The sequence below is a fragment of the Streptomyces sp. NPDC052042 genome, from assembly GCF_044548345.1.
Taxonomy (GTDB): domain Bacteria; phylum Actinomycetota; class Actinomycetes; order Streptomycetales; family Streptomycetaceae; genus Streptomyces.
This window is the reverse complement of the sequence record NZ_JBIUBU010000019.1, coordinates 47494-71451: the sequence shown is the minus strand read 5'-3', so window position 1 is coordinate 71451 and position 23958 is coordinate 47494. Positions and strand designations below refer to the sequence as shown.

General features: G+C 71.8%; 24 protein-coding genes. 10 read left to right on the top strand and 14 right to left on the bottom strand.

The features are described 5' to 3' along the window. The first annotated feature begins 20 nt into the window (after positions 1-20). From ACIHCL_RS26690 to ACIHCL_RS26680, 3 genes are all read left to right on the top strand, one after another. Positions 21-635, top strand: coding sequence for a DUF6461 domain-containing protein (locus ACIHCL_RS26690; protein ID WP_399865572.1), 615 nt, complete (start codon positions 21-23; stop codon positions 633-635). A gap of 175 nt (positions 636-810) precedes the next feature. Beyond that, positions 811-1719, top strand: a complete 909-nt coding sequence (locus ACIHCL_RS26685; RefSeq protein WP_399865569.1) for an aminoglycoside phosphotransferase family protein — start codon at positions 811-813, stop codon at positions 1717-1719. A 253-nt stretch (positions 1720-1972) separates the two neighbouring features. Then, the gene (locus ACIHCL_RS26680) at positions 1973-2494 is read left to right on the top strand and encodes a DUF2199 domain-containing protein (RefSeq protein WP_399865568.1); all 522 of its coding nucleotides are present in this window, start codon (positions 1973-1975) and stop codon (positions 2492-2494) included. 200 nt (positions 2495-2694) lie between these two features. Here ACIHCL_RS26680 and ACIHCL_RS26675 read toward each other — a convergent pair whose 3' ends face one another. The 4 genes from ACIHCL_RS26675 to ACIHCL_RS26660 all read right to left on the bottom strand — a co-directional run bounded on the left by ACIHCL_RS26675 (position 2695) and on the right by ACIHCL_RS26660 (position 6773). Continuing rightward, entirely contained in the window at positions 2695-3327 is a 633-nt protein-coding gene (locus tag ACIHCL_RS26675) for a TetR/AcrR family transcriptional regulator (RefSeq protein ID WP_399865566.1), read from the bottom strand. Between the two features lie 279 nt (positions 3328-3606). Further along, on the bottom strand, positions 3607-4857 hold the full coding sequence (locus ACIHCL_RS26670; protein WP_399865564.1) for a GNAT family N-acetyltransferase: 1251 nt from the start codon (positions 4855-4857) through the stop codon (positions 3607-3609). A 257-nt stretch (positions 4858-5114) separates the two neighbouring features. Continuing rightward, positions 5115-6107, bottom strand: a complete 993-nt coding sequence (locus ACIHCL_RS26665; protein WP_399865563.1) for an asparaginase — start codon at positions 6105-6107, stop codon at positions 5115-5117. A 48-nt stretch (positions 6108-6155) separates the two neighbouring features. Continuing rightward, on the bottom strand, positions 6156-6773 hold the full coding sequence (locus ACIHCL_RS26660) for an ABC transporter substrate-binding protein (RefSeq protein WP_399865560.1): 618 nt from the start codon (positions 6771-6773) through the stop codon (positions 6156-6158). 132 nt (positions 6774-6905) lie between these two features. Between ACIHCL_RS26660 and dtd the strand changes: the two genes are divergently transcribed. Next, the gene (dtd, locus tag ACIHCL_RS26655; protein WP_399865557.1) at positions 6906-7355 is read left to right on the top strand and encodes a D-aminoacyl-tRNA deacylase; all 450 of its coding nucleotides are present in this window, start codon (positions 6906-6908) and stop codon (positions 7353-7355) included. 218 nt (positions 7356-7573) lie between these two features. Here the strand turns inward: dtd and ACIHCL_RS26650 are convergent, their stop codons facing one another. From ACIHCL_RS26650 to ACIHCL_RS26640, 3 genes are all read right to left on the bottom strand, one after another. Then, positions 7574-8539, bottom strand: coding sequence for a YgfZ/GcvT domain-containing protein (locus ACIHCL_RS26650; protein ID WP_399865555.1), 966 nt, complete (start codon positions 8537-8539; stop codon positions 7574-7576). A gap of 252 nt (positions 8540-8791) precedes the next feature. Next, on the bottom strand, positions 8792-9274 hold the full coding sequence (locus ACIHCL_RS26645) for a Fur family transcriptional regulator (protein WP_399865553.1): 483 nt from the start codon (positions 9272-9274) through the stop codon (positions 8792-8794). A gap of 270 nt (positions 9275-9544) precedes the next feature. Beyond that, positions 9545-10117, bottom strand: a complete 573-nt coding sequence (locus ACIHCL_RS26640) for an FABP family protein (protein WP_399865550.1) — start codon at positions 10115-10117, stop codon at positions 9545-9547. 388 nt (positions 10118-10505) lie between these two features. Here ACIHCL_RS26640 and ACIHCL_RS26635 point away from each other — a divergent pair, with 388 nt between their 5' ends. After that, positions 10506-10868: a DsrE family protein gene (locus ACIHCL_RS26635; protein WP_399865547.1), complete on the top strand. Its 363-nt coding sequence runs from the start codon at positions 10506-10508 to the stop codon at positions 10866-10868. 114 nt (positions 10869-10982) lie between these two features. Here ACIHCL_RS26635 and ACIHCL_RS26630 read toward each other — a convergent pair whose 3' ends face one another. From ACIHCL_RS26630 to ACIHCL_RS26600, 7 genes are all read right to left on the bottom strand, one after another. Continuing rightward, on the bottom strand, positions 10983-11240 hold the full coding sequence (locus ACIHCL_RS26630) for a DUF3099 domain-containing protein (protein ID WP_073789326.1): 258 nt from the start codon (positions 11238-11240) through the stop codon (positions 10983-10985). A 293-nt stretch (positions 11241-11533) separates the two neighbouring features. Continuing rightward, a complete protein-coding gene (locus ACIHCL_RS26625; RefSeq protein WP_399865544.1) occupies positions 11534-11821 on the bottom strand; it encodes a DUF1416 domain-containing protein in 288 nt (95 codons plus the stop codon). A gap of 51 nt (positions 11822-11872) precedes the next feature. Continuing rightward, positions 11873-12718 (bottom strand): sulfurtransferase, encoded by an 846-nt coding sequence (locus ACIHCL_RS26620; RefSeq protein WP_399865542.1) that lies wholly within the window; start codon positions 12716-12718, stop codon positions 11873-11875. Between the two features lie 630 nt (positions 12719-13348). Next, entirely contained in the window at positions 13349-14038 is a 690-nt protein-coding gene (locus tag ACIHCL_RS26615) for a DUF2993 domain-containing protein (RefSeq protein ID WP_399865540.1), read from the bottom strand. Between the two features lie 240 nt (positions 14039-14278). After that, positions 14279-15766 (bottom strand): hypothetical protein, encoded by a 1488-nt coding sequence (locus tag ACIHCL_RS26610; RefSeq protein ID WP_399865717.1) that lies wholly within the window; start codon positions 15764-15766, stop codon positions 14279-14281. Between the two features lie 278 nt (positions 15767-16044). After that, positions 16045-16299, bottom strand: coding sequence for a MoaD/ThiS family protein (locus tag ACIHCL_RS26605; RefSeq protein ID WP_399865538.1), 255 nt, complete (start codon positions 16297-16299; stop codon positions 16045-16047). Positions 16300-16323: 24 nt separating this feature from the next. Continuing rightward, on the bottom strand, positions 16324-17136 hold the full coding sequence (locus ACIHCL_RS26600; RefSeq protein ID WP_399865715.1) for an alpha/beta hydrolase family protein: 813 nt from the start codon (positions 17134-17136) through the stop codon (positions 16324-16326). Positions 17137-17784: 648 nt separating this feature from the next. Here ACIHCL_RS26600 and ACIHCL_RS26595 point away from each other — a divergent pair. From ACIHCL_RS26595 to ACIHCL_RS26575, 5 genes are all read left to right on the top strand, one after another. Further along, positions 17785-18531 carry a winged-helix domain-containing protein gene (locus tag ACIHCL_RS26595; protein ID WP_399865535.1) on the top strand — a complete coding sequence of 249 codons (747 nt, stop codon included), beginning with the start codon at positions 17785-17787 and terminating at the stop codon, positions 18529-18531. A gap of 282 nt (positions 18532-18813) precedes the next feature. Further along, positions 18814-19854 carry a LacI family DNA-binding transcriptional regulator gene (locus ACIHCL_RS26590; protein ID WP_399865533.1) on the top strand — a complete coding sequence of 347 codons (1041 nt, stop codon included), beginning with the start codon at positions 18814-18816 and terminating at the stop codon, positions 19852-19854. Between the two features lie 326 nt (positions 19855-20180). Continuing rightward, positions 20181-21227 carry a S1C family serine protease gene (locus tag ACIHCL_RS26585; protein WP_399865531.1) on the top strand — a complete coding sequence of 349 codons (1047 nt, stop codon included), beginning with the start codon at positions 20181-20183 and terminating at the stop codon, positions 21225-21227. 344 nt (positions 21228-21571) lie between these two features. Further along, positions 21572-22303: a response regulator transcription factor gene (locus ACIHCL_RS26580; protein ID WP_399865529.1), complete on the top strand. Its 732-nt coding sequence runs from the start codon at positions 21572-21574 to the stop codon at positions 22301-22303. Beyond that, positions 22300-23730, top strand: coding sequence for an ATP-binding protein (locus ACIHCL_RS26575; RefSeq protein WP_399865528.1), 1431 nt, complete (start codon positions 22300-22302; stop codon positions 23728-23730). The genes ACIHCL_RS26580 and ACIHCL_RS26575 overlap by 4 nt, the downstream gene beginning before the upstream one ends. The last annotated feature ends 228 nt before the right edge of the window (positions 23731-23958 follow it).

The window sequence follows — 23958 nt, the reverse complement described above, 5'->3', positions numbered from 1 at the left end:
CGTCGTGAAGGATCTCTCGCATGGCCACGACTGCCGCCGACTACATGTGGTTCGAGGAAGACTTCCCAGACCTCGCCGAGTCCTATTGCGTCACCCTTGTGCACAACGTGACCCCGCACGACCTGGTGCGCAGGTTGGACGGTCAACCCGAACCTGATGTCAGCGGGATCACCGCACTCGTCGACATCGCATACGACCTCTGGGGCCCCAGCACAACGCGGACATTCTTCGGAATGACGGTGCTCGGAGCCTGGACCCTCATGATCGAGCCCAACGGCTGGCACGGAGTAAACGACGCGAAGGCCCTTCCCGCATCCGCGGGCACCCGCTGGATCTCCCACTACGACAACGCGAATGCCAACAACGACGGTGCGTTCTTCTGGGCCAAGGACACCGAGCTGCAACTCCACTTCGAACTTCGCGATGCCGGATACCGTTCTGGCACCCGTGCCGACGACCTCCTCAAAGTGATCCGCCACCTCGGCTTCACCTTCCCGGAAGAGCCGGCCGCGACGGACGACGATCTGGCCGTGCCGGCCGCCTTCGCGCTCGCCGAGCGCCTCACCGACATCCGAGTCACCCCGGCACTCCTCCGGGACACCACGTTCATCTGCGGAACCGCCGAGATCCTCTGACGTACTGGGACGAGGGGTGAGCGGGACCTTGTGACTGGCCGACGGGCGCGCTCGGTCACAACCACCGCCCGGACCAATGCGCCGGGGCGGCTGTCCGCGTCACCGGTCCCGGTCTCCGCGTCGCCCCGGCGGAAACTCACTGGCTCCGCGCGCCGTTCGGCCGGAGACTTCCGGCATGAGGCTTCACCGGGACGAGGTTGCGATCGACGAGGCACTGGTCGGCTCCCTGCTGGAGGCGCAGTGCCCCGAGTGGGCCGGCCTGCCGCTGTCCCCGGCGGGGGCGGGCACGGACAACGTGATGTACCGGCTGGGCGACGAACTGCTCATCCGGCTTCCGCGGACCGCCGGCGGCGGGCGGTCCGTCCGGAAGGAGCAGAAGTGGCTCCCCCGCCTGGCCCCCCTCCTTCCGTGTCCCGTCCCCGAGCCGGTCCACGCCGGGACGCCCACCGACGCCTTCCCTCACGTCTGGTCGGTCCACCGCTGGATCGACGGCGAGGAGGCCGGACCGGACACCGTCGGTGACTGGGCCGCCTTCGGAGCCGATCTGGCGGCGGTCGTACGGGAACTCCACGGCGTAGACCTCATGGGGGAGACCCGCTCCGGCGACCTCAACTGGTACCGGGGAGGCGGTCTGCGGCCATGCGACTCGTGGGTCACCGAACACCTCGACGACTGCCGAAGCACGGTGGGCGCGGAGCTGGACATCGAGACCCTGGAACGGTTGTGGCGGGACGCCCTCGCACTGCCCGAGTCCTCCGGAGCCCATGTGTGGCTCCATGGCGACCTCAAGCCCACCAATCTCCTGGTTCGGGAGGGCAGGCTGCACGCGGTCATCGACTTCGGCTGCCTCTCGATCGGCCTGCGCGACGCCGAGCACGCCGCGGTCTGGGACCTGCCGCCCCGGGCACGGCAGAGCTACCGGGACGCCCTGGACCTCGACGACCCGACCTGGGTGCGGGCACGCGCCTGGGCGATCGCGGTCGCCGTCGGCGGAATCTCCTACTACCGGCACACTTACCCCGCCTTCGTCACCGAGTGCCGGACCCGTCTTCGGGCGATCCTCGCCGATGTCACCGGATGCTGAGCATCGGCCGGTTGCCTGGAAAGGCCCCCGCCTTGTCCGGCGGCGATGCGAAGACCGGGTCTCAGCGCTGTCCCGAACTCCCCAGACGACTGCGGCACCTCGCCGCGTCGCCGGAACGCCGGAACGCCGCACGCTTCCGGTACGCGGGCGCCCCTCCGCCTCGCGATGCCGTACCTCCGCCTCTCGATGCGGTACCTCCGGCGCCGTGCGCTCCCCGACCACCGATGGCGGGACAGCCCATAGGATCCCGCCCATGGCTATCGACCCCGGTTACACCTGCTCCTGCTGCGGTGAACACCACGCGGAACTCCCGATGGGGTACTCGACCATGGCGCCCGACGTCTGGGACGCGAGCCTGGAGAGCGATCCCGGCAGCACGCTCTCCTCGGAACAATGCGTCGTCAGGAACGAGCACTACTTCATCAAGGGCCTGATCGAGATACCCGTCCTCGGCAGCGAGGAGTCCTTCTCCTGGGGTGTGTGGGTCTCGCTCAGCCGGACGAACTTCGCGCGCGCCCTCGATGTGTGGGAAACCCCCGGCCGCGAGACCGAACATCCCTACTTCGGGTGGCTGAGCACCGAGTTGGGGCTGTACTCGCCCCGTACGACCAACCTCAAGACGAACGTGCACACCCGCCCCATCGGTCGCCGCCCCGCCATCGAACTGGAACCCACCGACCACCCCCTCGCCGTGGAGCAGCGCACCGGCATCACCCGCGACCGGGTGCGGGCGATCGCCGAAGCGGTGCTGCACGGCACGGAACCGCGCGTCTGAGGGAGCGGCACACCCCACGGGTCCGGGCCGAGGAGCCCACCACGGCCGCGCCCGCCCCGACGCGTACGGCCGTGTCGCGTCACCACCCGACGAGCCTCGCCACCCGACGAGTCGTCGTCACCGCCCGACGGGTCGTCATCACCGACCATCGGGCCGTAATCACCGACCATCGGGCCGTAATCACCGGCCGATGATGGACCTCACCGGCCGATGCCCGACCGCAGTTGGCCGAAGGCATCCTCGGCGGCCTCGACCGCGTCCGGGTACGCCCCGTCCGCGTCCGCGCCCGCGTCGATCCGCCGCCAGTTCTCCTCGGCCAGGACGCGCAGGACGGCGGTGATCTGACCGGCGGCCAGCCGGTCCCGCATCCGGTCGCCCAGCGCCCGGGCGAGCGCCGCCTCCGAGCGGCTCTGGTACGCGAACAACCGTGCCACCAGGGACGGGGTGCCGTACAGCAGCCGCAGAAACGCCAGCACCTCCGGCACATCGCACAGCCCGGTCACCGGGTCGCGCCGCTCCAGACCGTCGAGGAAGTGGCGGTGCAGGGCGTCCAGGGGCGATTCGCCGTCGGCACGGCCGGCGACCACACGGGCCGCCTCGTCCTCGTGGTCGGCGAACCGGTGGAGGGCCAGGTCCTCCTTGGTCGGGAAGTACCGGAACAGCGTCGGTTTGGAGATGTCCGCGGCGGCCGCCACCTCCGCGACCGAGACCTTGTCGAAGCCCCGCTCCAGGAACATCGCGATCGCGGTGTCGGAGACCGCCTGGTACGTCAGCTGTTTCTTCCGCTCACGCAAGCTCATCGGCGCCTGGGACGCGTGGGACGTATGGGGCATGTGGGGCGCATGGGGCATGTGGGGCGACGCGTACGCCGGGCGGCTCTGACGGCCCCCGTGCGCCGTGTGCGCCGCCCTCCGGGGACCGGGATTCTCTCCGCTCATGACCACGAAGCGTACGCCTCGGCCCCAAGCGGACCTGGGGCCCGAGCCCGGACACCACCCGGGCCCGGACAGCACCCGAAGCCGGACGGCACTCGTCGGCCGGACCGCCCGAGCCCGGACGCCGCCGTAGTCGGAACCGGCCCGCGCACAGGTCGCGCCGGCCCCGTCCGGCCGTCAGAACACGTCCGGACACCACGGCCGCCGCGCCGCCCGGAACATCCCCTCCGCCGTCGCCACCGCCCCCGGTGTCAGCTCCTCGACACGCCCCAGGGCCGCCAGCCGGGCCGGGGACTCGTCACCCAGGTAGAGCGTCCCCAGCTCCCGTACGTCCAGGGCGAGATCGGCATCCTGCGTAGTGGGCACACAGGTCGCACCGGCCGGGGAGGCGTCCAGGCGGTAACGGCCGCCGGCCAGGCCGGCCGCGTCGTGGACGTCCAGGGTGAGCGTGCCGGGCACGGCGTAGGCGCGGGCCTCCAGGGCACGTACGACGTCCAGGACGCGCACCCACAGCCAGTCGGCGTGAGTCACGACACGGGCCGCGCGGGGGTCCGGAAGGAGCAGGGGCAGCAGGTCGTCGGGGGCCCGGTAGCCGGTGCGGACCGAGGTGACCCAGTCGACCGAGCAGACGAAGTGCCACAGCGCGCGCTCCGCGACCGGGTTCACGGCGATGTGGCCGAGCACCGTGGCACGGTTCAGCGGCTGCTTGGTGTCGCTCCATTGCTCGTTGGCACGGTAGAAGATCAGGCCGTCGGGCTCGCCGTCGGCGTCCCGGTGGACGGCGTAGAAGGGTTCCGTCCAGGGGGCCGGGTCGGGACGGTCCTCACCGGTGCTCAGGTCCCACCAGCGTGCGTCGCGGCTGATCGCTCCGTGCTGCCGGGCACGCAGCCGGTCGTGGAGCGCCGGGCCCAGCTTGCGCACCTCGGCGCCGGTCACCAGATCGATCCGACCGTCGTCCCCCGGTGCGGGGACGGGGCGGCGCGGGTCGAAACCCGCCCTCGGCACGTCGATCTCCCACTCGGTGGTCCACGCCGCCGGGCCGAAGCCGTACCGCCCGTAGATCGGGTACTCGGCGGAGATCAGCGTGGCGACCACGTCGCCGCGTTCCTTCGCCTCCGCCAGGTCGTCGGCCATCATCCGGCCGAGCAGTCCGCGGCGGCGGTGCGTGGGCGAGACGGTGACGTTGGAGATCGCGTCGGCACGCACCGGGGCACCGCCGACGGCGGTGAGCTCCTGGGCGAACGAGCGGAACGTGGCCACGCATCGCCCGTCGTCGAACACGCCCCGGGTACGGGCCAGATCGACGTGCGGGAGGCGGCTGGCGACCTCCCGCTCCGTCACGACCGGCGGTTGCAGGAAGCCGGTATGCACCGCACGCAGCCAGTCGGGGTACTCGGATTCGGTGAGCGTACGGAGATCGAGAGACATACGCCTCAAGCTAGCCATCCGACCCCCTGTTCGTCGTTCGTTTTTCCGCCCGGAACGCCGCACCGCACGGCCTCGGAGCGGCCCGCGATTCCGGGCCACCACACGGGCCCGAGCCCCTCACGGCCCCAGAACCCCACACAGCCCCAGACCACCGCGCGGCTCCAAGACGCCGCACGAATCCGATACGCCGCACGGCCCCGGGGCGCCGCGCCGCCGGACCTCAGCCGCCGGGGCCCGAGCCGCCGTCCGGCCTCCGTTCAGAACGCCGCGCGGATCTCGCCGACCTCCTCGCCGCCGCCCAGCAGCGGTGCGTGTCCGATGCGGTCGACCACCGGGGTATCGATGCCGAGCAGCCGCAGCGAACGGGCCAGCACCGGGCCGAGCGCCCGCCCCGCCCCGTCGTCGATCTTGAAGGCCAGCGCTCGGCCGTCCGCCAGCGCCACCGCCTGCACCGCCTCCGCACCCATCTTGGAGAGGGTGCCCGGCACCTCCCGCATCAACCAGGTGTCGGGCCGACGGGTGCCGGCCACGTACTCGGGGTGGGCGCGCATCGCGTCGGCGACCCGGCGCTGTGCCGTGCCCGGCTCGGCGAGCACGAAGGAACGGAACGCCCGGGCCAGTCCGAGCAGACTGATCGCCGACAGCGGCGCCCCGCACCCGTCCGTGCCGACCGCGGCGACCGGCTCGCCCGCCGCCTCCTCGATCCCCTCGTTGACGAGGCTCTGGAGCGGATGCGCCGGGTCGAGGTAGGAGGCCCGGTCCCAGCCGTTCAGCGCGCACGCCGCGAGCATCGCCGTGTGCTTGCCCGAGCAGTTCATGGTGATCGGCTCGCGGACGCTGCCCGCAGCGAGGTACGCCTCCGCCTCGGCCGGGTCCAGCGGCAGGTCGGGCGGGGTCCGCAGGTCACCGGGGGTCAGCCCGTGCTCGGCGAGCATGGTGCGGACGAGGTCCAGGTGGAAGCCCTCGCCGGAGTGGCTCGCGGCGGCCAGCGCCAGCCGCTCCCCGGACAGGTCGAGCCCGGCCCGCAGCACGGCCGCGGCCTGCATCGGCTTGTTGGCGGAACGGGGGAAGACGGGCGCCGTCGGATCGCCCAGGGCGAGTTCCACGCTGCCGTCGGCGGCCAGTACGACCAGTGAGCCGCGGTGGCCGCCCTCCACGAAACCGGACCGCACGACCTCGGCCAGGACCGGGTGGGCGTGGGATATGCCGGACGGGGCGTCGGGGGCGGAGGAGGCGGCGCTGGGGATCATGGTGGCCTTCCGGGGGGATGTACGGAACCCGCCCCCGGAAGGATCGCTTCAGGTGAGCAGGTCGTCTACTTGTGCTTCCCCGTCACGGTACCTGCGGGCGATCTCGGCCCCGCAATCGTCGGCGGTGCGTTGCAGCTGGTGGCGGCGGCGGGAGACCTGCTGCTCATAGCGGATCAGGCGGCCCATCGCGGCGTGCAGCTCCTCGTCGGTACGGGCGTCGAGGTCGGAGAGTTCGACCTCGGCGAGCGTCTCGGCCGCCAGTTGCCGGTACTCGTCGCTGCGGGGCGTGGTGAGCGTGACGTGCCGGGCGGAGGAACGGTGCCGGGACGGGGTGTCGGCGAGGATCTCCGAGAGCCGGTCGACCACCGGCGCCTCCGGGTCCAGCCGCCGGGCCAGCTCGGCCCGCAGGATGTCGATCCGCCCCTGGACCAGTCGCCGCACATAGCTGAGGTCGGCCTCGTCGCGCTGCGAGTCGCGGCGCAGCGTGCGCAGTTCCGACAGCCGCAGACCGGCCAGCTCGGGCCGCGGAACGGCGGACGTGCCGTCCGCACCACCTTGGCCGGTCCGCTGTACGGGTGGGCGCATGGTGCTGGTGCCGCCGTTGCTCTCGCCGTCGCACGTGACCGGCACTGCGCCGGGGGACCGCCCGGTTCCATAGGTGCTCATGCTTGTGTCCATCCCCTCGACCGGTGCGTCGGCACACCGCCTTGCGAGCATGGTGCCACTCAAGTGGCCCTGAGTGGGTGCTCTGTACCCATTCAGCCCAAGGCCGGGTTTGGCCAAGTTAGGTTGGTCCGTATGCGTGCAGTGATACAGCGGGTGGACGGCGCGAAGGTGACGGTGGCCGACGGCTCGGGCGCGCCGGGCGGGCCCGAGGTGGTCGGCGAGATCGTCGGCGAGGGGCTGTGTGTGCTGGTGGGAGTCACCCACGACGACACCCCGGAGAAAGCGGCCCAGCTCGCCCGCAAGCTCTGGTCGGTCCGGATTCTAGAGGGCGAGAAGTCCTGCTCGGATGTGAATGCACCACTTTTGGTGATTTCGCAGTTCACCCTCTACGGGGACGCCAGGAAGGGGCGCCGGCCCACCTGGAGCGCCGCCGCGCCCGGCGAGGTGGCCGAGCCGCTGGTCGAGGAGGTGGTGGCGCAGCTGCGGGCGCTGGGGGCGCGGGTGGAGACCGGCCGGTTCGGGGCCGAGATGCGGGTCTCGCTCACGAACCACGGACCGTTCACCGTGCTCGTCGAAGTCTGAGCGGAGCCCCCTCGACCGCCGCGGTCCGGTCCGGGCCGGCCCGCTCTCCGCGACCGTCGGGGCCCGCGCCGTACCGCCGGAGGCCGCCACGAACACCGAGGCCCGCGCCCTACGCCTTCCGGGTGAAACTCCGAGCCCTCGCCCCCGGTCGCAGGCCGGGCCCCACGCCTCCGCGGCGGAGCACCGGACCCTACGGCTCTGCGATGGAGCACCGGGCCTTACGGCTCCACGATGACTTCCTGCGCGGCGGCCGTGTCCCCGGCGAGCAGTTCCGCGTCCACCGCGACGTTCCGCTTGACCAGGGCGAGCGCGATCGGCCCCAGCTCGTGGTGGCGGGCGGACGTCGTGATGAAGCCCAGCTGCCGGCCCTCGGGGCCGTCCGCGGCGAGCCGTACGGGGGTGCCGTGTCCGGGCAGGGCCACCTCGCTGCCGTCGAGGTGCAGGAAGACCAGCCGACGCGGCGGCCTGCCCAGGTTCTGCACCCGGGCCACGGTCTCCTGCCCCCGGTAGCAGCCCTTCTGGAGGTGGACGGCGGTGCCGATCCAGCCCACCTCGTGCGGAATGGTCCGGTGATCGGTCTCGAAGCCGAGACGCGGGCGGTGCCCCTCGACGCGCAGCGCCTCGTACGCCAGGATCCCGGCGAGCGGGCCGTGCTCGGCCGCGTACGCCTCCAGGTCGGCGCGGGGCAGGAACAGGTCCCGGCCGTACGACGTCTCCCGTACCACCACGCCGTCCGGGGCCTCGGCGATGGAGCCGGCGGGCAGGTGCACCACGGCGAAGTCCCCGGTACGGTCGGCGACTTCGACCCGGTAGAAGAACTTCATGGACTCCAGGTAGGCGACGAGTTCCTCCTGCGTGCCCGGCTCGGCGTGCATCCACACCATCTCGCCGTCGTCGACGAGGTAGAGGGCGTGCTCGACGTGCCCGTGCGCGGTGAGGATCAGAGCGTCCGTGGCCTGCCCCGGCGCGAGTTCGCTGACGTGCTGGGTGAGCAGCAGGTGCAGCCAGGCCAGTCGGTCGCTGCCGCTGACGGTGACGACGGCACGGTGCGAGAGGTCGACGAGGCCGGAGCCGTCGGCGAGCGCGCGCTGCTCGCGGAACAGGTCGCCGTAGTGCGCGGCGACGCCTTCGTCGCGGCCTTCGGCGGGTACGGCGCCGGGCAGGGACAGCAGGGGGCTCTTCATGCGACCAGCGTACGACGCCATGCGAAGGGCCCGACGGTGGGCGGCACGGGTGCGAAAGCGGGCTGCGGCGCCTACGTCGCGGGGCGAAGGGCCGGCCCCCTGGGGACAGCACGGTCGCGGGGCGGATAGCCAGCCCCCTGGGGACAGCACGGTCGCGGGCGGAGGACCAGTACCCGGGGGGAGCATCGGTGAACGGCGGCAGCGCCGTCGGCACGCGCACCGGAGCTGCGACATCGGCCGACCGGGGCCCGCTCAGACCTCGCGGCCGGCCGGCCCCCCCTTCGGCGCCGTCTGCGGAGCCGCGCCTTCGGACACCGCCCTCGCCGTGCAGTCGGCGCACCGGCCGAAGATCGCGAAGTGCTTCATGTCGGTCTCGAAACCGAAGGCGCCCTGGAGTTTCGCGGTGAACTCGGCGACCACCTCGACGTCTGCCTCGATGACGTTCGTGCAGTCGCGGCAGACCAGATGAATGTGGTGGTGGCGGTCGGCCAGGTGGTACGTCGGCGCCCCGTGCCCCAGATGCGCGTGGCTGACCAGGCCCAGTTCCTCAAGGAGTTCGAGCGTCCGGTAGACGGTGGAGATGTTCACCCCGGACGCCGTCTTGCGCACCTCGCAGAGGATGTCGTCGGGAGTCGCGTGTTCGAGTGTGTCGACGGCTTCCAGGACAAGCTGCCGCTGCGGCGTCAGCCGGTAGCCGCGCTTCCGGAGATCGGTCTTCCAGTCGGTGCTCACCACACGCTCAGTGTAGGTCCGAGCGCGCCACCGCCCACGGCCGAAGACCAAGGGGCCGGGCGGCGGGAGACGCGGGCACACCACCTGGACGAACCGGGCGCGGAGCTCCACGGACCACCTGATGCACGGGTTTCGTGAACCACGCCTGCACGAAGGGGCTCCCGCGCAGGGCTGCCTGAAGTCGGATTCAAGTCCGACCTACTCGAAGTCGGACTACTTGAAGTCTGGCTTCGTGAAGGCGGACCCCTTGAAAGCGGACTTGTTGACGTCGGGCTACTTGAAGAAGGCGATACCGTCGTCCGGCAGGTCGCCGAGGCTCTTCGCCATCGCCTCGACCTCTTCGGGGGTGACGACCTTCTTCAGGTGAGCCGACATGTACGGGCGCAGCTCCACCTCGGGAGTGGCCTTCTCGCCGACCCACATCAGGTCGCTCTTCACGTAACCGTAGAGCCGCTTGCCGCCGCTGTACGGGCCGGAGGAAGCGGTCCGCGCCACCGCGTCGGTGACCAGGTCGATCTGCGGCTTCTGGGCGGCCAGCTCGCCGTACCAGACCTCGACGACGCCCTGGTCACGCACCATGACGACCTCGACCTTGCGGTCCTTGTCGATGCGCCAGTAGCCGGTCTCTGACTCCAGCGGCCTGACCTTGTTGCCCTTGGCGTCGAGCACCCAGGTGTGCGAGACGTACTCCAGGAAGTCCCGGCCGTCGTGGCTGAAGGAGACCTCCTGGCCGAAGTTGCAGTTCTCGGCGCCGGGGAAGTCGGAGACACCCGCGCCCGCCCAGTTGCCGAGGAGGAAGGCCAGCGGGACGAGGTCCGGATGGAGGTCGGACGGGATCTCGATCATGAGTGGCTCAGACGATCTGTGAGGGGGGCGAGGGCGATGGACCGCGGACGTGGCGCACAGGGGTGCGAAGGCCACGTCCGTCCGACGGACGGTACCCGCGCCGAAGAAGGACGGAGGGAACGAGGCGGTGAGCCGCAGCGGTCAGCGCTGGCCCTGGTAGAGCTTCTTCACGGTCACGCCCGCGAAGGCGAGGACGCCGACGCAGACCAGGACCAGCAGGGCGGTGAAGAATGCCTCAAGCACGGGAACTCCTTGGGACGGGCGGTGCGGCAGCGGTAGGGCGCCGGGCTCCAGCCTAATGGGTTGAGGCCCGGCACGTCGGTTCGGGTACGGGGACTCGGGGTGCGGGACCCGGGCGCGAGGCCGGCCGGCGATTACAGTTCGACTCATGTCGAAGAAGCTCGTGATCAAGGTGACTGCTGGTGCCGATGCGGCCGAGCGCTGCTCGCAGGCGTTCACGGTGGCTGCGGTCGCCGCCGCCAGCGGGGTCGAGGTTTCGCTCTGGCTGACCGGGGAGTCCTCGTGGTTCGCCCTGCCGGGACGCGCCGCCGAGTTCGAGCTGCCGCACGCGGCGCCGCTGCCGGACCTGATCGAGTCGATCCTGACGGGCGGACGGATCACGCTGTGCACACAGTGCGCGGCCCGCCGCGACATCACCGAGCAGGATGTCCTGGAAGGTGTACGGATCGCGGGCGCCCAGGTCTTCGTCAGCGAGATCATGGCCGACGACGTCCAGGCCCTCGTCTACTGACACCGACGCCTCTGGCACATCCGACGCCCCCGGCCGCCCCACGCGCACACACGTCACCGGGGGCACATCTCGCCCACAGACAAGCGTGGCATGGGCGAGATGTGCCCCCGGCGGTCAATGACGCTTCTTGCCGTCGAGTTCGTCCCACCACTCATCGGACTGCGGATCGCCGGAGGGGTCGTCCCACCAGCGGTCCTCCGGCCCGCGCCGATTGGCGATCATGGCCGCGACGGGCGGGATGACCATCGCCACGAGGCACATCACTATCGCGGCGGGCATCGACCACAGCCTCACAAAGGCCCAGGCCGAGACGAAGAGGACGATGCAGCCGCCCATCATCAGGAAGTAGCCGCGACGGCGTCGCGCGTACATGCTTCCAGCGTAGGACGGTTTTCCGCCCCGCGGACGGGCGCGTTCCCGCCCTACGGGAGTCGCACGGGAGCCGGGCCCGCCGTACGCAAGGCACGTACGCGCTCCCCAGCCGCACGAACGGCACTACGAACGGCACGGAGGGCCGTACCCGTGCCAGAAGCGTCCAACCCCTGGGGTACGGCCCTCCGGCCGGTCTGGCGCGGCCCGTTCGGCCACGCCTGGTTGCGTACGAGACAGCCGCGTACGCGCCTGGCACGCGCACGAACCGGCCGCGGGTACGGCCCTCGGCGGCCTCAGACGGCGATGGCGACCTCGGAGAGGCCCCCCGTCCGCGCCACGACCGTGCGGTCGGCGCTGCCGCCCGGCACCAGGGCGCGCAGCGTCCACGTGCCCTCGGCCGCGTAGAAACGGAACTGCCCGGTCGCCGAGGTCGGAACCTCCGCGGTGAACTCGCCGGTCGAGTCCAGCAGGCGCACGTAGCCCACGACGGGCTCGCCGTCGCGCGTCACGCTGCCCTGGATGGTCGTCTCACCGGGCTTGATGGTCGAGGCGTCGGGGCCGCCTGCCTGTGCTCCACACATGGTGTCCTTGTCCTTCTGGGTCGGTGTCGTGCTGATCCGGGTGGTGCCGGGTTACTTGGCGGCGCCGAGTTCGATCGGCACGCCCACCAGGGAGCCGTACTCGGTCCACGAACCGTCGTAGTTCTTCACGTTCTCCTGGCCGAGCAGCTCGTGCAGCACGAACCAGGTGAGCGCGGAACGCTCGCCGATGCGGCAGTAGGCGATGGTGTCCTTCGACAGGTCCACCTGCTCGGCCTCGTAGAGGGCCTTCAGCTCCTCGTCCGACTTGAACGTGCCGTCGTCGTTGGCGTTCTTCGACCACGGGATGTTGCGGGCCGTCGGCACGTGGCCGGGGCGCTGCGACTGCTCCTGCGGCAGGTGCGCGGGGGCGAGCAGCTTGCCGCTGAACTCGTCGGGCGAACGCACGTCGACCAGGTTCGGGCCGCCGATCGCCTCGACGACGTCGTCGCGGTAGGCGCGGATCGACTGGTCCTGCGGCTTGGCCTTGTACTCGGTGGCCGGACGGGACGGGACCTGGTCGCCGTCGACGAGGTCGCGGGAGTCCAGCTCCCACTTCTTGCGGCCGCCGTCGAGCAGGCGGACGTCCTCGTGGCCGTAGAGCTTGAAGTACCAGTACGCGTAGGACGCGAACCAGTTGTTGTTGCCGCCGTACAGGACGACGGTGGTGTCGTTGGCGATGCCCTTCTCGGACAGCAGCTTCTCGAAGCCGGCCTGGTCGATGAAGTCACGGCGCACCGGGTCCTGGAGGTCCTTCGTCCAGTCGATCCGGATCGCGTTCTTGATGTGGTTCTTCTCGTACGCCGAGGTGTCCTCGTCGACCTCGACGAGAGCGACCTTGGGGTCGTCGAGGTGGGCCTCGACCCAGTCGGCGTCTACCAGGACGTCGCTGCGGCTCATTAGTTTTCTCCTCCGGGGCAGTCTGCGGCGAGATGGTGCGAGACGGTGCGTGATGCGGGTGTACGCGGCGGCGCCGCATGCGGCGCACGTGCGAAGACGAAGCGGGGTGGGGGCCTAGGCCCTGAAACCGGACGAAAGGCCGGGGAAGACGCGCGGGCAGCCGAAGGCTTCCGCTCAGACAGCGCGACAGAGCATGGCGGCGATGCGACACAGGTCCACTGCCCGCCGCTTCGTGAGATCCGCCCGTCCCCACTGAGGGAGACCGCCAATAGCGCACTGCATGGGACCGATCGTAGGGACGTGCGGACGGCCGTGTCACCGTCGTGTCGCATGATGAGACACAACCGTCCGTTATACGGAATACGAGACAGGTCCGGGAGTGCTCCGGCTCACTGACGGGCGATCGGGATCCGCCACTTATCTGAGGAGCGGACGCGACCGTCTCAGCATGTGGCATGTGGTGTCACAGCAGGCCCCCGCGGCAGAAACCGGGAGCGGGAAACCGCGACCGGAAGCAACGGGCCGGGCCACACGGCCGAACCCCGCGGCCGAACCCCGTGACCGGGCCACATGACTGGGCCACATGACCGGAACCAGTGGCAGGACCCGCAACCGGGCCCCGCCGGGGGCTTATCCGGCGAGTCGTACGTTCGTGCCCGACACCGTGACCTCCACGCCCTTGTCGGTCGCCTGGATCTTCCGGAACTCCATGCCGCTGGGCAGGCCGCCGACCTGCCGCTCGAAGTCGCTCTGCCGGCGCACCAGGCCCTCCAGTCCGGGAATGCCCTCACCCGGCACCTTGTCCGCACGCACCTTGATGGTCTGGCCGTCGACGAGGGTGACGGTGGACAGCACGCTGCGCGAGAGGGGGCGGCCGAGTATGTCGACGGTGCCGGTGACCTTCAGCTTGCCGTCGCCTCCGTACTCGACGGAGACCCCGTCACCGGCGGTGCTGGTCAGGTCCTCGTAGGAGATGACGACCTTGCCGTCGGCATCGGCCGCGGTGACACCGGAGAAGCCGTTGGTCAGCCGCACGTCGCGCAGCGTGGCGTCCAGGCTGCTGATCCGCATCCTGCGCCCCTCGCTGTCGGTCTCGATGCCGTTGATCCGCACCTCGACCTCGTCGAGCTGCGAGGCGGCGACCTGGGTCAGGAACGGGAATCCCTTGATGGAGACGTCCGTGGAGTCGACCGTCGCTCCGGGTATCCGGGCCCGGTCCGCGGCCGCCGACTCGGCGAAGTACACCAGCGCCCGGTCGGCGACGACGAAGATTCCGCCGAGAACCACCACGATGAGAAGCAATGCCCGCAGTGCCCGCATGACTGCTCTTTCCCCCCTGCGTCCGTATCGACGGCACAGGTGCCGTCGACGGCGCCCGTGCTCCCCCTGCACACCGGCCGTCCCGAATGATCGACGAGCGGGCACCTCCTTCGGTTCCCGAGAGGGGTGCGCTCCGGATCCCAGTCTCCCGAATCCTGGGCCCTGGGATCCGAGGCCCCCTCGGATCCGGGCCGCGCCCGGCCGGGGGCCGACAGGCCCCGGACGGCCGACCGGTCCGTGCTACGCGAGCACCCGGCCGACCAGATAGACGGCGGGGGCCGCGGCGGTGAGCGGCAGCGCCACACCGGCCGTCATGTGGACGAACCGCGACGGGTAGTCGTAGCTCGCCGCCTGCAGCCCGATCAGCGCGCACCCGCCCGCCGCCAGGCCGACCAGCGCCCCGTGCGAGGCCAGGCCGGTGAACGCCCCGGCCGCCGCACCCGCGCCCGCAGCCGCGAGCAGGGCCGCCACGATCGAAGCCGGACCGGTCAGCGGAAGCGTGCGGACGAACACGGCAGCCGCGACCGCCACCGCGCCGGCCGTCACCGCGTCCGGGACCGCTGCGAGGTGCCCCGCCGCCAGGACCGTCAGGGCGGCCGAGGCAGCGGTGGCCATCAGTCCGTACAGCCGCTCGTCGGCACCCGCGTGGCTGCGCAACTGGAGGACCACGGTGAGCAGCACCCAGACACCGAGGGTGCCGAGCATGGCGGCCGGGGCGTTCTGACGGCCCGCGGCGAGCATCGCGGCATCGGCGACGATCCCGCCCGCGAACGCGAGCATGATGCCCTGCCGCGCGGGCCACATGCCGTTCAGCCGGAACCATCCGGCCGCGGTCAGAGCCTGAAGCAGCACCAGCGGCACGAGCAGGGCGTACGACCCGACCGCGGCGCCGAGAGCGAGCAGCAGCCCGAGCGCCGCGGTGATCCCCGCAGGCTGGATGCCCGGCACGATGATCGGCGAGCGGCCCTCGGCACGGGCGCGCTGGGCGTCGGTGACGCGGCTGTTGCCCACGGTGGTGGGTGCGCTGTACCCGGAGGTGTCGAGCCCGGACGTGGTGGACGGGGACCCGTCGGCGGCCGGTACTCCGTCGGTGGCCGGTACTCCGTCGGTGGCCGGTGCCCCGGCGACGGATGCGGGCGCGGGGGCGGAGACCTCGGGGGGCAGCGGCTGGGAGCCGGTGGCGCCCCAGGTGTGGGGCTGCGGGTGCCGGGGGAAGTACGCGGTCTCGGCGGCGGCCGGAGCGGGCTCCTGAACCGGCGCGTCCGGCCCGGAGGTCTCGTTACGGCGGACGGTCGGCTGGTACTGGGTGTCCCAGGTCTGGCCCTCCCAGGTCTGGGTGACCCCGAGGTCCTGCGGGCTGCCTGGGCCCTGTACGCCATGCGTGCCTTGTGCGCCGGCCGATGCGGCCCCGGTGGGTCCGGCGGGCTCCTGTCCGGCCCCGGTCGGCCACGAGGACGAACCGTACGGCTGGGACGGGTACGGCTGGGAGGGGTACGGCTCACCCGCGTGGGGCTGGTTCCCGTGCGGATGGCCGCCGTACGACTGGCCGCCGTACGCCTCGTTCCCGTTCCCATGCCCCTGGTACGGCTGGTGCGGCTGCTGGTTCGTATAGGACTGGTCCGCGTACGGCTGGTCCGCGTACGGCCGACCGCCGTGGGACTGCTGCGCGTATGCCTGGGGCGTGTGGCCCTGTGGCGCATGAGCCTGGGATGCATGAGCTTGGGGCATGTGAGCCTGGGGCGTGTGCGGTTGTGCGCCGGGGCTTCCGTCGCCGTAGGGGGCGTACGTCCCCTGGGGCGCCGAGGGGTACGAGGACTGCTGCGGCTGCTGCCCGTACGGCTGGGCGGGCCACTGCTGCTCCGGGCTGTTCGACGGAGCGTCGTACCCGTACTCATGCCCGGGTCCGTGTCTGTGGCCCTGGCCCGAGGCCGGGGCCGGGGCCGGGCCCGAGGCCGGGGCCGGGCCGTACGGGTGCTGCTGATCGTTGCTGTTCATGTGCTGGGGTTTCACCCTCCTGCGAACGGCGGGAGCACCTCGACCGTGCCGCCCTCGGCAAGGCGTACGGTCTCATGACTCCGGCCGCCCACGGGTTCGCCGTCGACGAGGAACGAGCACCTTTGCAGCACTCGGGTGAGCTCGCCGGAGTGCCGCTCGCGCACCGCGTCGAGGGCCTCGGCCAGGGTCTCGGCCGTGTACGGCTCCTCCGCGGTCCCGGCGGCGGCCTTGGCGGCGGCCCAGTAGCGGATCGTTCCCGCTGGCATGACGGCGGCTCCTCTCGTATCGCGTCAGCTGCCCATCATCGGGCACGCCGCCGCCCAGTCACCTATCCGGGTAAGCAGGCCCTCGTCCGCGGCGTTCTCCGCGTGCCCCATACCGGGCTCCAGCCACAACTCGGTGCCGTCCCCCGCCGCCTCGGCCAGCATCCGGGGGTGGTCCAGCGGAAAGTACGGGTCCTGGTCGCCGTGCACGATCAGGAGCGGGGCAGGGGCGATCATGGCAGCCGCGGCGACCGGCGGGAGCGGTACCGGATCCCAGTCGTCCCGGCCGATGCGGGTACGGAAGCCGTAGCGGCCGACCAGTCGGCCGGTGGGCCGGGTGACCAGCCAGTGCAGGCGGCGCATCGGGGCGGTGCCCCGGTAGTGCCAGCGGGCGGGGGCGCTCACCGCCACCACCGCGTCCGCGCGGGCCGCCGGATCCGCCGGAACCTCCGCTCGGGCCCACGGGTCCGAGGGAACCGCCGCACCGGCCGCGTACAGCGCCCCGTGCCGCAGCACCACCGACCCGCCCATCGAGAACCCGACGGTCACGACCCGCCGGTGCCCCAGCGCCCGGGCCCACCGCACCGCGGCCGCCAGGTCCAGCACCTCCCGGTCCCCCACCGTGGACCGGCCGCCGGACCCGCCGTGTCCCCGGAACGAGAACGTGACCACGGCGGCACGCCGCCCCAGCACCCGCGCGGCACGCCGCACCGCGGGCCGGTCCAGCGCACCGGTGAAGCCGTGGGCGATCACGATCGCCGTACCGTCCCCGACACCATCACCACGCGTGACACCGTCACCACCCGTACCGCCGCCCTCGGCGCCCCCGGCCGTGACGATTCCTGCCGCGGCCTCGCCATGCGGAGCCTCGCCGTCCCTGACCTCGCCGTGCGCGATGGTGGCGCGACCGTCCGTGGCGGTGCCGACGCCGCCGAGCGTGACAGCGCACACGTCACCGCCCGTGACGCCGCCGGGCGCAGTACCGTCGAAGGACGATCCGGCGACGGCCCCGCCCCCCGCCGCGCACGGCTCGTACAGCGCCTCGATACGGACGCCGTCATCGGTCAGCAGAGAGGCCCTCGAAGAGAGCGGCGGCGTGGTGTGCGAGCGACCGTCCGCACCACCGAACGGACCACCGGACGTGAGCAAGGGAACAGCGGAACTCCGAATTCGTCCCTCGGGCGCAGAACTCATGTGGGCTATTCTGCTGGGAAGAGGATCCGGGCAGAGAAGCCCCCGGGTCCTTTTGCGCTTTCCAGGCGTTGTCACGGCGACGTTTCCAGAAGCTCAGCGGCTCGGGAGCGCGGGGCCGCACCACGTAACCGTGCACCCGCGCAAAGGGCCGTGCGAAGACGAACGAAGAAGTGCCGCATACTCCCCCGGGCCCGTTCCGGGAGTGCCCCTCTCGCAGGGAACGAGGAGGACCGACGTAATGGGCGAGCGAACCGCGCACCATCATCGACCGACGGCTCGGGCAGGTGGACGGCGATGAGTTCACTCCTGCTCCTGACGAACGCGCTCCAACCATCGGCAGAGGTGCTTCCCGCCCTCGGTCTCCTGTTGCACAACGTGCGGGTGGCGCCCGCCGAGGGGCCCGCGCTCGTCGACACCCCCGGTGCCGACGTCATCCTGGTCGACGGCCGGCGCGAGCTGCCGCAGGTGCGGTCGCTGTGCCAGTTGCTGCGGTCCACGGGGCCGGGCTGTCCGCTGGTCCTCGTCGTGACGGAGGGCGGCCTCGCCGCCGTCACCGCCGACTGGGGCATCGACGACGTGTTGCTGGACACGGCCGGACCGGCCGAGGTCGAGGCCCGGCTGCGGCTGGCCACCGGCCGCAGGCAGCTGGTCGCCGACGACTCCCCGACGGAGATCCGCAACGGCGACCTGTCCGTCGACGAGGCGACATACAGCGCGAAGCTGAAGGGCCGGGTCCTCGACCTGACCTTCAAGGAATTCGAACTGCTCAAATACCTGGCCCAGCACCCCGGCCGGGTGTTCACCCGCGCCCAGCTCCTCCAGGAGGTCTGGGGCTACGACTATTTCGGGGGCACCCGCACGGTCGACGTCCACGTACGGCGGCTGCGCGCCAAGCTGGGCCCCGAGCACGAGTCGCTGATCGGCACCGTCCGCAACGTCGGCTACCGCTTCGTCGTTCCCGAGAAGGCGGACCGTGAGAAGGCGGACCGTGAGAAGGCCGCCGCGGGGAAGGCCACTGGGGGAGGGCCGCTGCGGAGCTGACCGCTGCGGAGCTGACCACTGCGAAGCTGACCACTGCGGAGCTGACCACTGCGGAGCTGGCCACTGCGGAGCTGGCCACTGCGGGCGGGACGGGTCGTGAGAAGGCGGACCGCGCCGCCGAGGAAGCCGGGACGCAGGCCGCGGAGGGGGCCGGGGCGGGCCGCAGCAGGTGCCGCGGCCGGGCGCGGCGGGCGCTCGGAGCAGCCCGCGGCGGCCGGATTTACGGAATGAACAGTGGTACGGCCTGCCTGCCGTACGGTCGATCCGCGTAGACTGCCGCGCGTGGCCAAGGTGACTCGGGACGATGTGGCGAGACTGGCGGGTACGTCGACCGCGGTTGTCAGCTATGTCATCAATAACGGACCGAGGCCGGTCGCCCCGGCCACGCGCGAGCGAGTGCTCGCCGCGATCAAGGAACTGGGCTACCGGCCCGACCGGGTTGCCCAGGCGATGGCCTCGCGGCGGACCGATCTCATAGGAATGATCGTGCCGGACGCCCGGCAGCCGTTCTTCGCGGAAATGGCGCACGCGGTCGAACAGGCCGCCGCCGAGCGCGGGAAAATGGTGCTCGTCGGCAATTCCGATTACCGCGACGAACGCGAGGTCCATTATCTGCGGGCGTTCCTCGGCATGCGGGTCTCGGGCCTGATCCTGGTCAGCCAGGGCCCCAGCGAGCGGGCGGCGGCCGAGATCGAGGCTTGGGACGCGCGGGTGGTGCTGCTGCACGAGCGCCCGGAGGCGATCGAGGACGTCGCGGTCGTCACGGACGACATCGGGGGTGCCCAGCTCGCCACCCGGCACCTGCTGGAGCACGGCAACGAGTACGTGGCGTGCTTCGGCGGCGTGGAGTCGACCCCAGTGGTCGGCGACCCGGTCGCGGACCACATCGAGGGCTGGCGCCGCGCGATGCAGGAGTCCGGGCGCTCGACGGAGGGCCGGCTCTTCCAGGCCCCGTACAACCGCTACGACGCCTATCAGGTGGCGCTGAAGCTGCTCGCCGGACCGGACCGGCCGCCCGCGATCTTCTGCTCGACGGACGACCAGGCCATCGGTGTGCTGCGGGCCGCACGCGAGCTGCGGATCGACGTGCCCGGAGAGCTCGCGGTGGCGGGCTTCGACGACGTGAAGGAAGCCGGACTGACCGACCCGCCGCTGACGACGGTCCACTCGGACCGCCCGGCGATGGCGCAGGCCGCGGTGGACCTGGTACTCGACGATTCGTTGCGGGTGTCGGGGTCGCGCCGGGAACGGCTGAAGCAGTTCCCCTCGGCGCTGGTGATCCGGCGTTCGTGCGGCTGCGGGGAGCCCAGCGCCGGGGAATGACGGTCCGAGCGGCGACAGGCAACGCCGTCCGCCGTCTACTCGGCCCGCCCGTCCGACTCAGCCCACTCATCCGGCGCGGCCCGCCCGTCCGACTCGACCCGCTCACCCGACGCGACCCGCTCGCCGTGATCGCTCTCTGTCCCATCCCGCAGGGCACCGGGCCTCCACGTCCAGCCCTTCTCCCCGACCGGGCTCCCCCGCCCAGCCCCTCTCGTGCGGCCGTCCTCTTCTCGTCCGGCCTTCCTTATTTCGGGCATACGAGGTTCTGCCCGGCTTCTCAGGACGCGCTCAGGCTGCTCTCATCTTCGCCGCAGACGCTTTGGGACATGACAAAGAGCCAGCGCCCGAGCGGCGAGTACCCGACGTACCCCTCGTACGGCAACGGTGACGCGTCGTACCCGCCACCGCCGTCCCACCTCCCGACTCCGCCCGCCGCTTCCCTCGCCGCCGAACCGGCCGCGTCCGGGCGCCGGGCCAAGCGGCCGGTGGCCCTCCTGGCGGCCGTGGCGATCACGGCGGCGGTCGTGGGCGGCGGCACCGCCACCGTGATCGGCCAGCTGACCCGCGACGGCGCGACGGTCGCCGGGGGCGGAGGCGTCGTGGCGGGCACCACCGTCTCGCAGAGCAGCAGGGGCACCGTCGCCGGGGTCGCCAAGGCCGTCTCACCGACGATCGTCGAGATCAACGCGTCCTCGAACGCGGGCGAATCCACCGGCTCCGGGGTGGTCATCACCTCCGACGGCGAGGTCGTGACCAACAACCACGTCATCTCCGGCGCCTCGTCGATCAAGGTGACGCTCAGCACCGGCCGCACGTACTCCGCGAAGGTCGTCGGCACCGACGCCGCCAAGGACCTCGCGCTCATCAGGCTCCAGGGCGCGAGCGGTCTGAAGACGGCCGCGCTGGGCGACTCCTCGGCGCTCGCCGTGGGCGACCAGGTCGTCGCGATCGGCTCCCCGGAGGGGCTCACCGGCACCGTCACCAGCGGCATCGTCTCCGCCCTCGACCGCGACGTCACGGTCCCCAAGGACGACAACGGCGGTGGTCAGGACCGGAGGTGGAGCGGGCCGGGCGGCGGACAGTGGCCGTTCGAGTTCGGCGGCCGGCAGTTCAACGGGGACACCGGCGACTCCACCACCACGTACAAGGCGATCCAGACCGACGCCTCTCTCAACCCCGGCAACTCCGGTGGCGCGCTCATCAATATGAACGGCGAGGTCATCGGCATCAACTCGGCCATGTACGCGGCGAGTTCGGGCAGCGGATCGAGCAGCGCCGACGCGGGCAGCGTGGGCCTCGGCTTCGCCATCCCGGTGAACACGCTCAAGGCCGACCTCAGCACCCTGCGGGCCGGTGCCGGAGGCAACGCCTGACGCGTCTCGCGCCCCCGTGCGCGCCTCCGGCATCCCCGCACCTCGCACCGCACCGCACCCCCCGCACCCGCACCCGCACCCGCACCACCGTCCGCCCGCGCCCGCGCCCGCGCCACCGTCCGCCCGCGCTTCCCCGCCGTGCGACGCTGGAGGCAGCACGGGCGGCCCGCGCCGGCCGTGGTCCGCCCCGCGACCTGAGACGCGCGGACCTCCATGGCCCGAGCCGCACGGCCCCACATAGGAGCCACACGGATCCGCGCGAGCGGAGGCGCCCGGCCCCCGCGACCGGGACGCGCGGAAACCCGTGCCCGAAGACGCACGGAACGAGAAGAGGACGAGCAGCGATGAGCCCCGCCGAGGACGATCCGCAGCGCATTCTGATCGTCGACGACGAACCCGCCGTGCGCGAGGCGCTGCAACGCAGCCTCGCGTTCGAGGGGTACGGCACCGAGGTCGCCGTCGACGGCGTCGACGCCCTGGCCAGGGCCGAGTCGTACGCTCCCGACCTCATCGTCCTCGACATCCAGATGCCTCGGATGGACGGCCTGACGGCGGCCCGCAGGCTCCGTTCCGCCGGGACCACGACCCCCATCCTGATGCTCACCGCCCGCGACACCGTCGGCGACCGGGTCACCGGCCTCGACGCGGGCGCCGACGACTACCTGGTCAAGCCCTTCGAACTGGACGAACTCCTCGCCCGCATCCGGGCCCTGCTGCGCCGCAGCTCGTACGCCGCCGCAGCGGCCGTTGGCGGCACCGACGAGAACGTGCTGGCCTTCGCCGACCTGCGGATGGACCTCGCCACCCGCGAGGTCAGCCGGGGTGCCCGCCGGGTCGAGCTGACCCGCACCGAGTTCACCCTGCTGGAGATGTTCCTGGCGCACCCGCGCCAGGTGCTGACCCGTGAGCAGATCCTCAAGGCGGTGTGGGGGTTCGACTTCGAACCCAGTTCCAACTCCCTGGACGTGTACGTGATGTACCTGCGCCGCAAGACGGAGGCGGGCGGCGAACCGCGGCTCGTGCACACGGTGCGGGGGGTCGGTTACGCGCTCCGCACCGGCGGCGGTGACGGATGACCGGGGTCCTGCGCCGGCTCCGCGCCCTGCCGCTGCGCACCCGGCTCGCGCTGCTGGTGGCGACGGCGGTCGCGTTCGCGGTGGCGGCGGTGGCAGCGGCGTGCTGGTTCGTGACCCGGGCGCAGCTGAAGGACCAGATGGACTCCTCGCTGCGCAGCCTCAAGGTCGACACGAACTATCTGTTGGACCTGTACGCCTACTGCCGGGGCACGACTCCGCTGCCGCCCCGGACGTTCACCGGGAAGTACACCGCCCAGCTCGTCGACTCCCGGGGCACGGTGTGCATCGCCCCCGACGTGTCCCCGCTCCCGGTGACCGCGGCGGACCTGGCGGTCGTCGACCAGGACCAGCCCTACGCCCTGCACTCGGCCACGGCCGCGAACGGCACCCGAATGCGGGTCTACACCTACCCGGTGGTGCAGATCACCCAGATTCCCGGCGGGGCCACGGGCCGGATCGCCGTATCCATCGCCCGCCCGATGAGCGAGATCGACGCCCCGCTGTCCACCCTGGCGTGGGTGCTGCTCGCCGTCTCCGGCATCGGTGTCGTCGGTGCGGGCGCGGCCGGTCTCTGGGTCGCCCGCACCGGGCTGCGTCCCGTCGACGAACTCACCGAGGCGGTCGAGCACGTCGCCCGCACCGAGGACCTCACCGTCCGCATCCCCGCCGAGGGCGAGGACGAGATCGCCCGGCTGTCCCGCTCGTTCAACTCCATGACCGCTTCCCTGGCCAGTTCCCGGGACCGCCAGGCTCAGTTGATCGCGGACGCCGGACACGAGCTGCGGACGCCGCTGACCTCGCTGCGTACCAACATCGAGCTACTGGCCCGTAGCGACGAGACCGGCCGGGCGATCCCGCCGGACGACCGCAAGGCGCTGATGGCGTCGGTGAAGGCACAGATGACGGAGCTGGCCTCGCTCATCGGAGACCTCCAGGAACTGGCCCGCCCCGACGCGGCGGCCCCCGGCCGGCTCCAGGTCGTGGGCCTGCACGACATCGCGGACACGGCCCTGCAGCGCGCCCGGCTGCGCGGCCCCGAGCTGACCATCCGGGCCGACCTGACCGCGTGGTACGTGCGGGCCGAACCGGCCGCGCTGGAGCGGGCGGTGGTCAACGTGTTGGACAACGCGGTCAAGTTCAGCCCGCCGCGCGGCACGATCGAGGTGGCCCTGCGCGACGGCGAGCTGACGGTACGGGACCACGGCCCCGGCATCCCCGGCGAGGAGCTGCCCCACGTCTTCGAGCGCTTCTGGCGTTCCCCGTCCGCCCGCCAGCTCCCCGGCTCGGGCCTCGGCCTGTCCATCGTCGCCCGCACGATCCAGCAGGCGGGCGGCACGGTCGCCCTGCGCCCGGCGTCGGACGGGGACGGCGGCACGGTGGCCTCGATCCGGCTCCCGGGCGCCCCGCAGCCACCGCCGGGGCTGTGAACCGGAGCGGGGCGGCCGGGACGGCGGCGGCGTAGTGGTCGGCGTCCTCGGCCGGCCGCCGGGAGGCTGATCGGGCAAGGGGGAACGTTCAGCGGGGCCACAGCCTCGCGTCGTGACGGTGCGCCGCCCTTCCCCGCGGGTCCACACCCGCGAAGCCGACCACGAGCGTCGCCCACCCGACCGCAGCGCCCACAGCACGTCGCAGCACATCGGACTCCTACTCCACCC

Coding starts and splice junctions, on each gene's coding strand:
- ACIHCL_RS26630 (WP_073789326.1), bottom strand. CDS start 11,240: ATGTACGCGCGACGCCGTCGCGGCTACTTCCTGATGATGGGCGGCTGC.
- ACIHCL_RS26690 (WP_399865572.1), top strand. CDS start 21: ATGGCCACGACTGCCGCCGACTACATGTGGTTCGAGGAAGACTTCCCA.
- ACIHCL_RS26650 (WP_399865555.1), bottom strand. CDS start 8,539: ATGAAGAGCCCCCTGCTGTCCCTGCCCGGCGCCGTACCCGCCGAAGGC.
- ACIHCL_RS26575 (WP_399865528.1), top strand. CDS start 22,300: ATGACCGGGGTCCTGCGCCGGCTCCGCGCCCTGCCGCTGCGCACCCGG.
- ACIHCL_RS26620 (WP_399865542.1), bottom strand. CDS start 12,718: ATGAGCCGCAGCGACGTCCTGGTAGACGCCGACTGGGTCGAGGCCCAC.
- ACIHCL_RS26625 (WP_399865544.1), bottom strand. CDS start 11,821: ATGTGTGGAGCACAGGCAGGCGGCCCCGACGCCTCGACCATCAAGCCC.
- ACIHCL_RS26610 (WP_399865717.1), bottom strand. CDS start 15,766: ATGCCCCAAGCTCATGCATCCCAGGCTCATGCGCCACAGGGCCACACG.
- ACIHCL_RS26660 (WP_399865560.1), bottom strand. CDS start 6,773: ATGAGCACCTATGGAACCGGGCGGTCCCCCGGCGCAGTGCCGGTCACG.
- dtd (WP_399865557.1), top strand. CDS start 6,906: ATGCGTGCAGTGATACAGCGGGTGGACGGCGCGAAGGTGACGGTGGCC.
- ACIHCL_RS26680 (WP_399865568.1), top strand. CDS start 1,973: ATGGCTATCGACCCCGGTTACACCTGCTCCTGCTGCGGTGAACACCAC.
- ACIHCL_RS26665 (WP_399865563.1), bottom strand. CDS start 6,107: ATGATCCCCAGCGCCGCCTCCTCCGCCCCCGACGCCCCGTCCGGCATA.
- ACIHCL_RS26640 (WP_399865550.1), bottom strand. CDS start 10,117: ATGATCGAGATCCCGTCCGACCTCCATCCGGACCTCGTCCCGCTGGCC.
- ACIHCL_RS26585 (WP_399865531.1), top strand. CDS start 20,181: ATGACAAAGAGCCAGCGCCCGAGCGGCGAGTACCCGACGTACCCCTCG.
- ACIHCL_RS26615 (WP_399865540.1), bottom strand. CDS start 14,038: ATGCGGGCACTGCGGGCATTGCTTCTCATCGTGGTGGTTCTCGGCGGA.
- ACIHCL_RS26675 (WP_399865566.1), bottom strand. CDS start 3,327: ATGCCCCATACGTCCCACGCGTCCCAGGCGCCGATGAGCTTGCGTGAG.
- ACIHCL_RS26635 (WP_399865547.1), top strand. CDS start 10,506: ATGTCGAAGAAGCTCGTGATCAAGGTGACTGCTGGTGCCGATGCGGCC.
- ACIHCL_RS26685 (WP_399865569.1), top strand. CDS start 811: ATGAGGCTTCACCGGGACGAGGTTGCGATCGACGAGGCACTGGTCGGC.
- ACIHCL_RS26605 (WP_399865538.1), bottom strand. CDS start 16,299: ATGCCAGCGGGAACGATCCGCTACTGGGCCGCCGCCAAGGCCGCCGCC.
- ACIHCL_RS26580 (WP_399865529.1), top strand. CDS start 21,572: ATGAGCCCCGCCGAGGACGATCCGCAGCGCATTCTGATCGTCGACGAC.
- ACIHCL_RS26595 (WP_399865535.1), top strand. CDS start 17,785: ATGAGTTCACTCCTGCTCCTGACGAACGCGCTCCAACCATCGGCAGAG.
- ACIHCL_RS26670 (WP_399865564.1), bottom strand. CDS start 4,857: ATGTCTCTCGATCTCCGTACGCTCACCGAATCCGAGTACCCCGACTGG.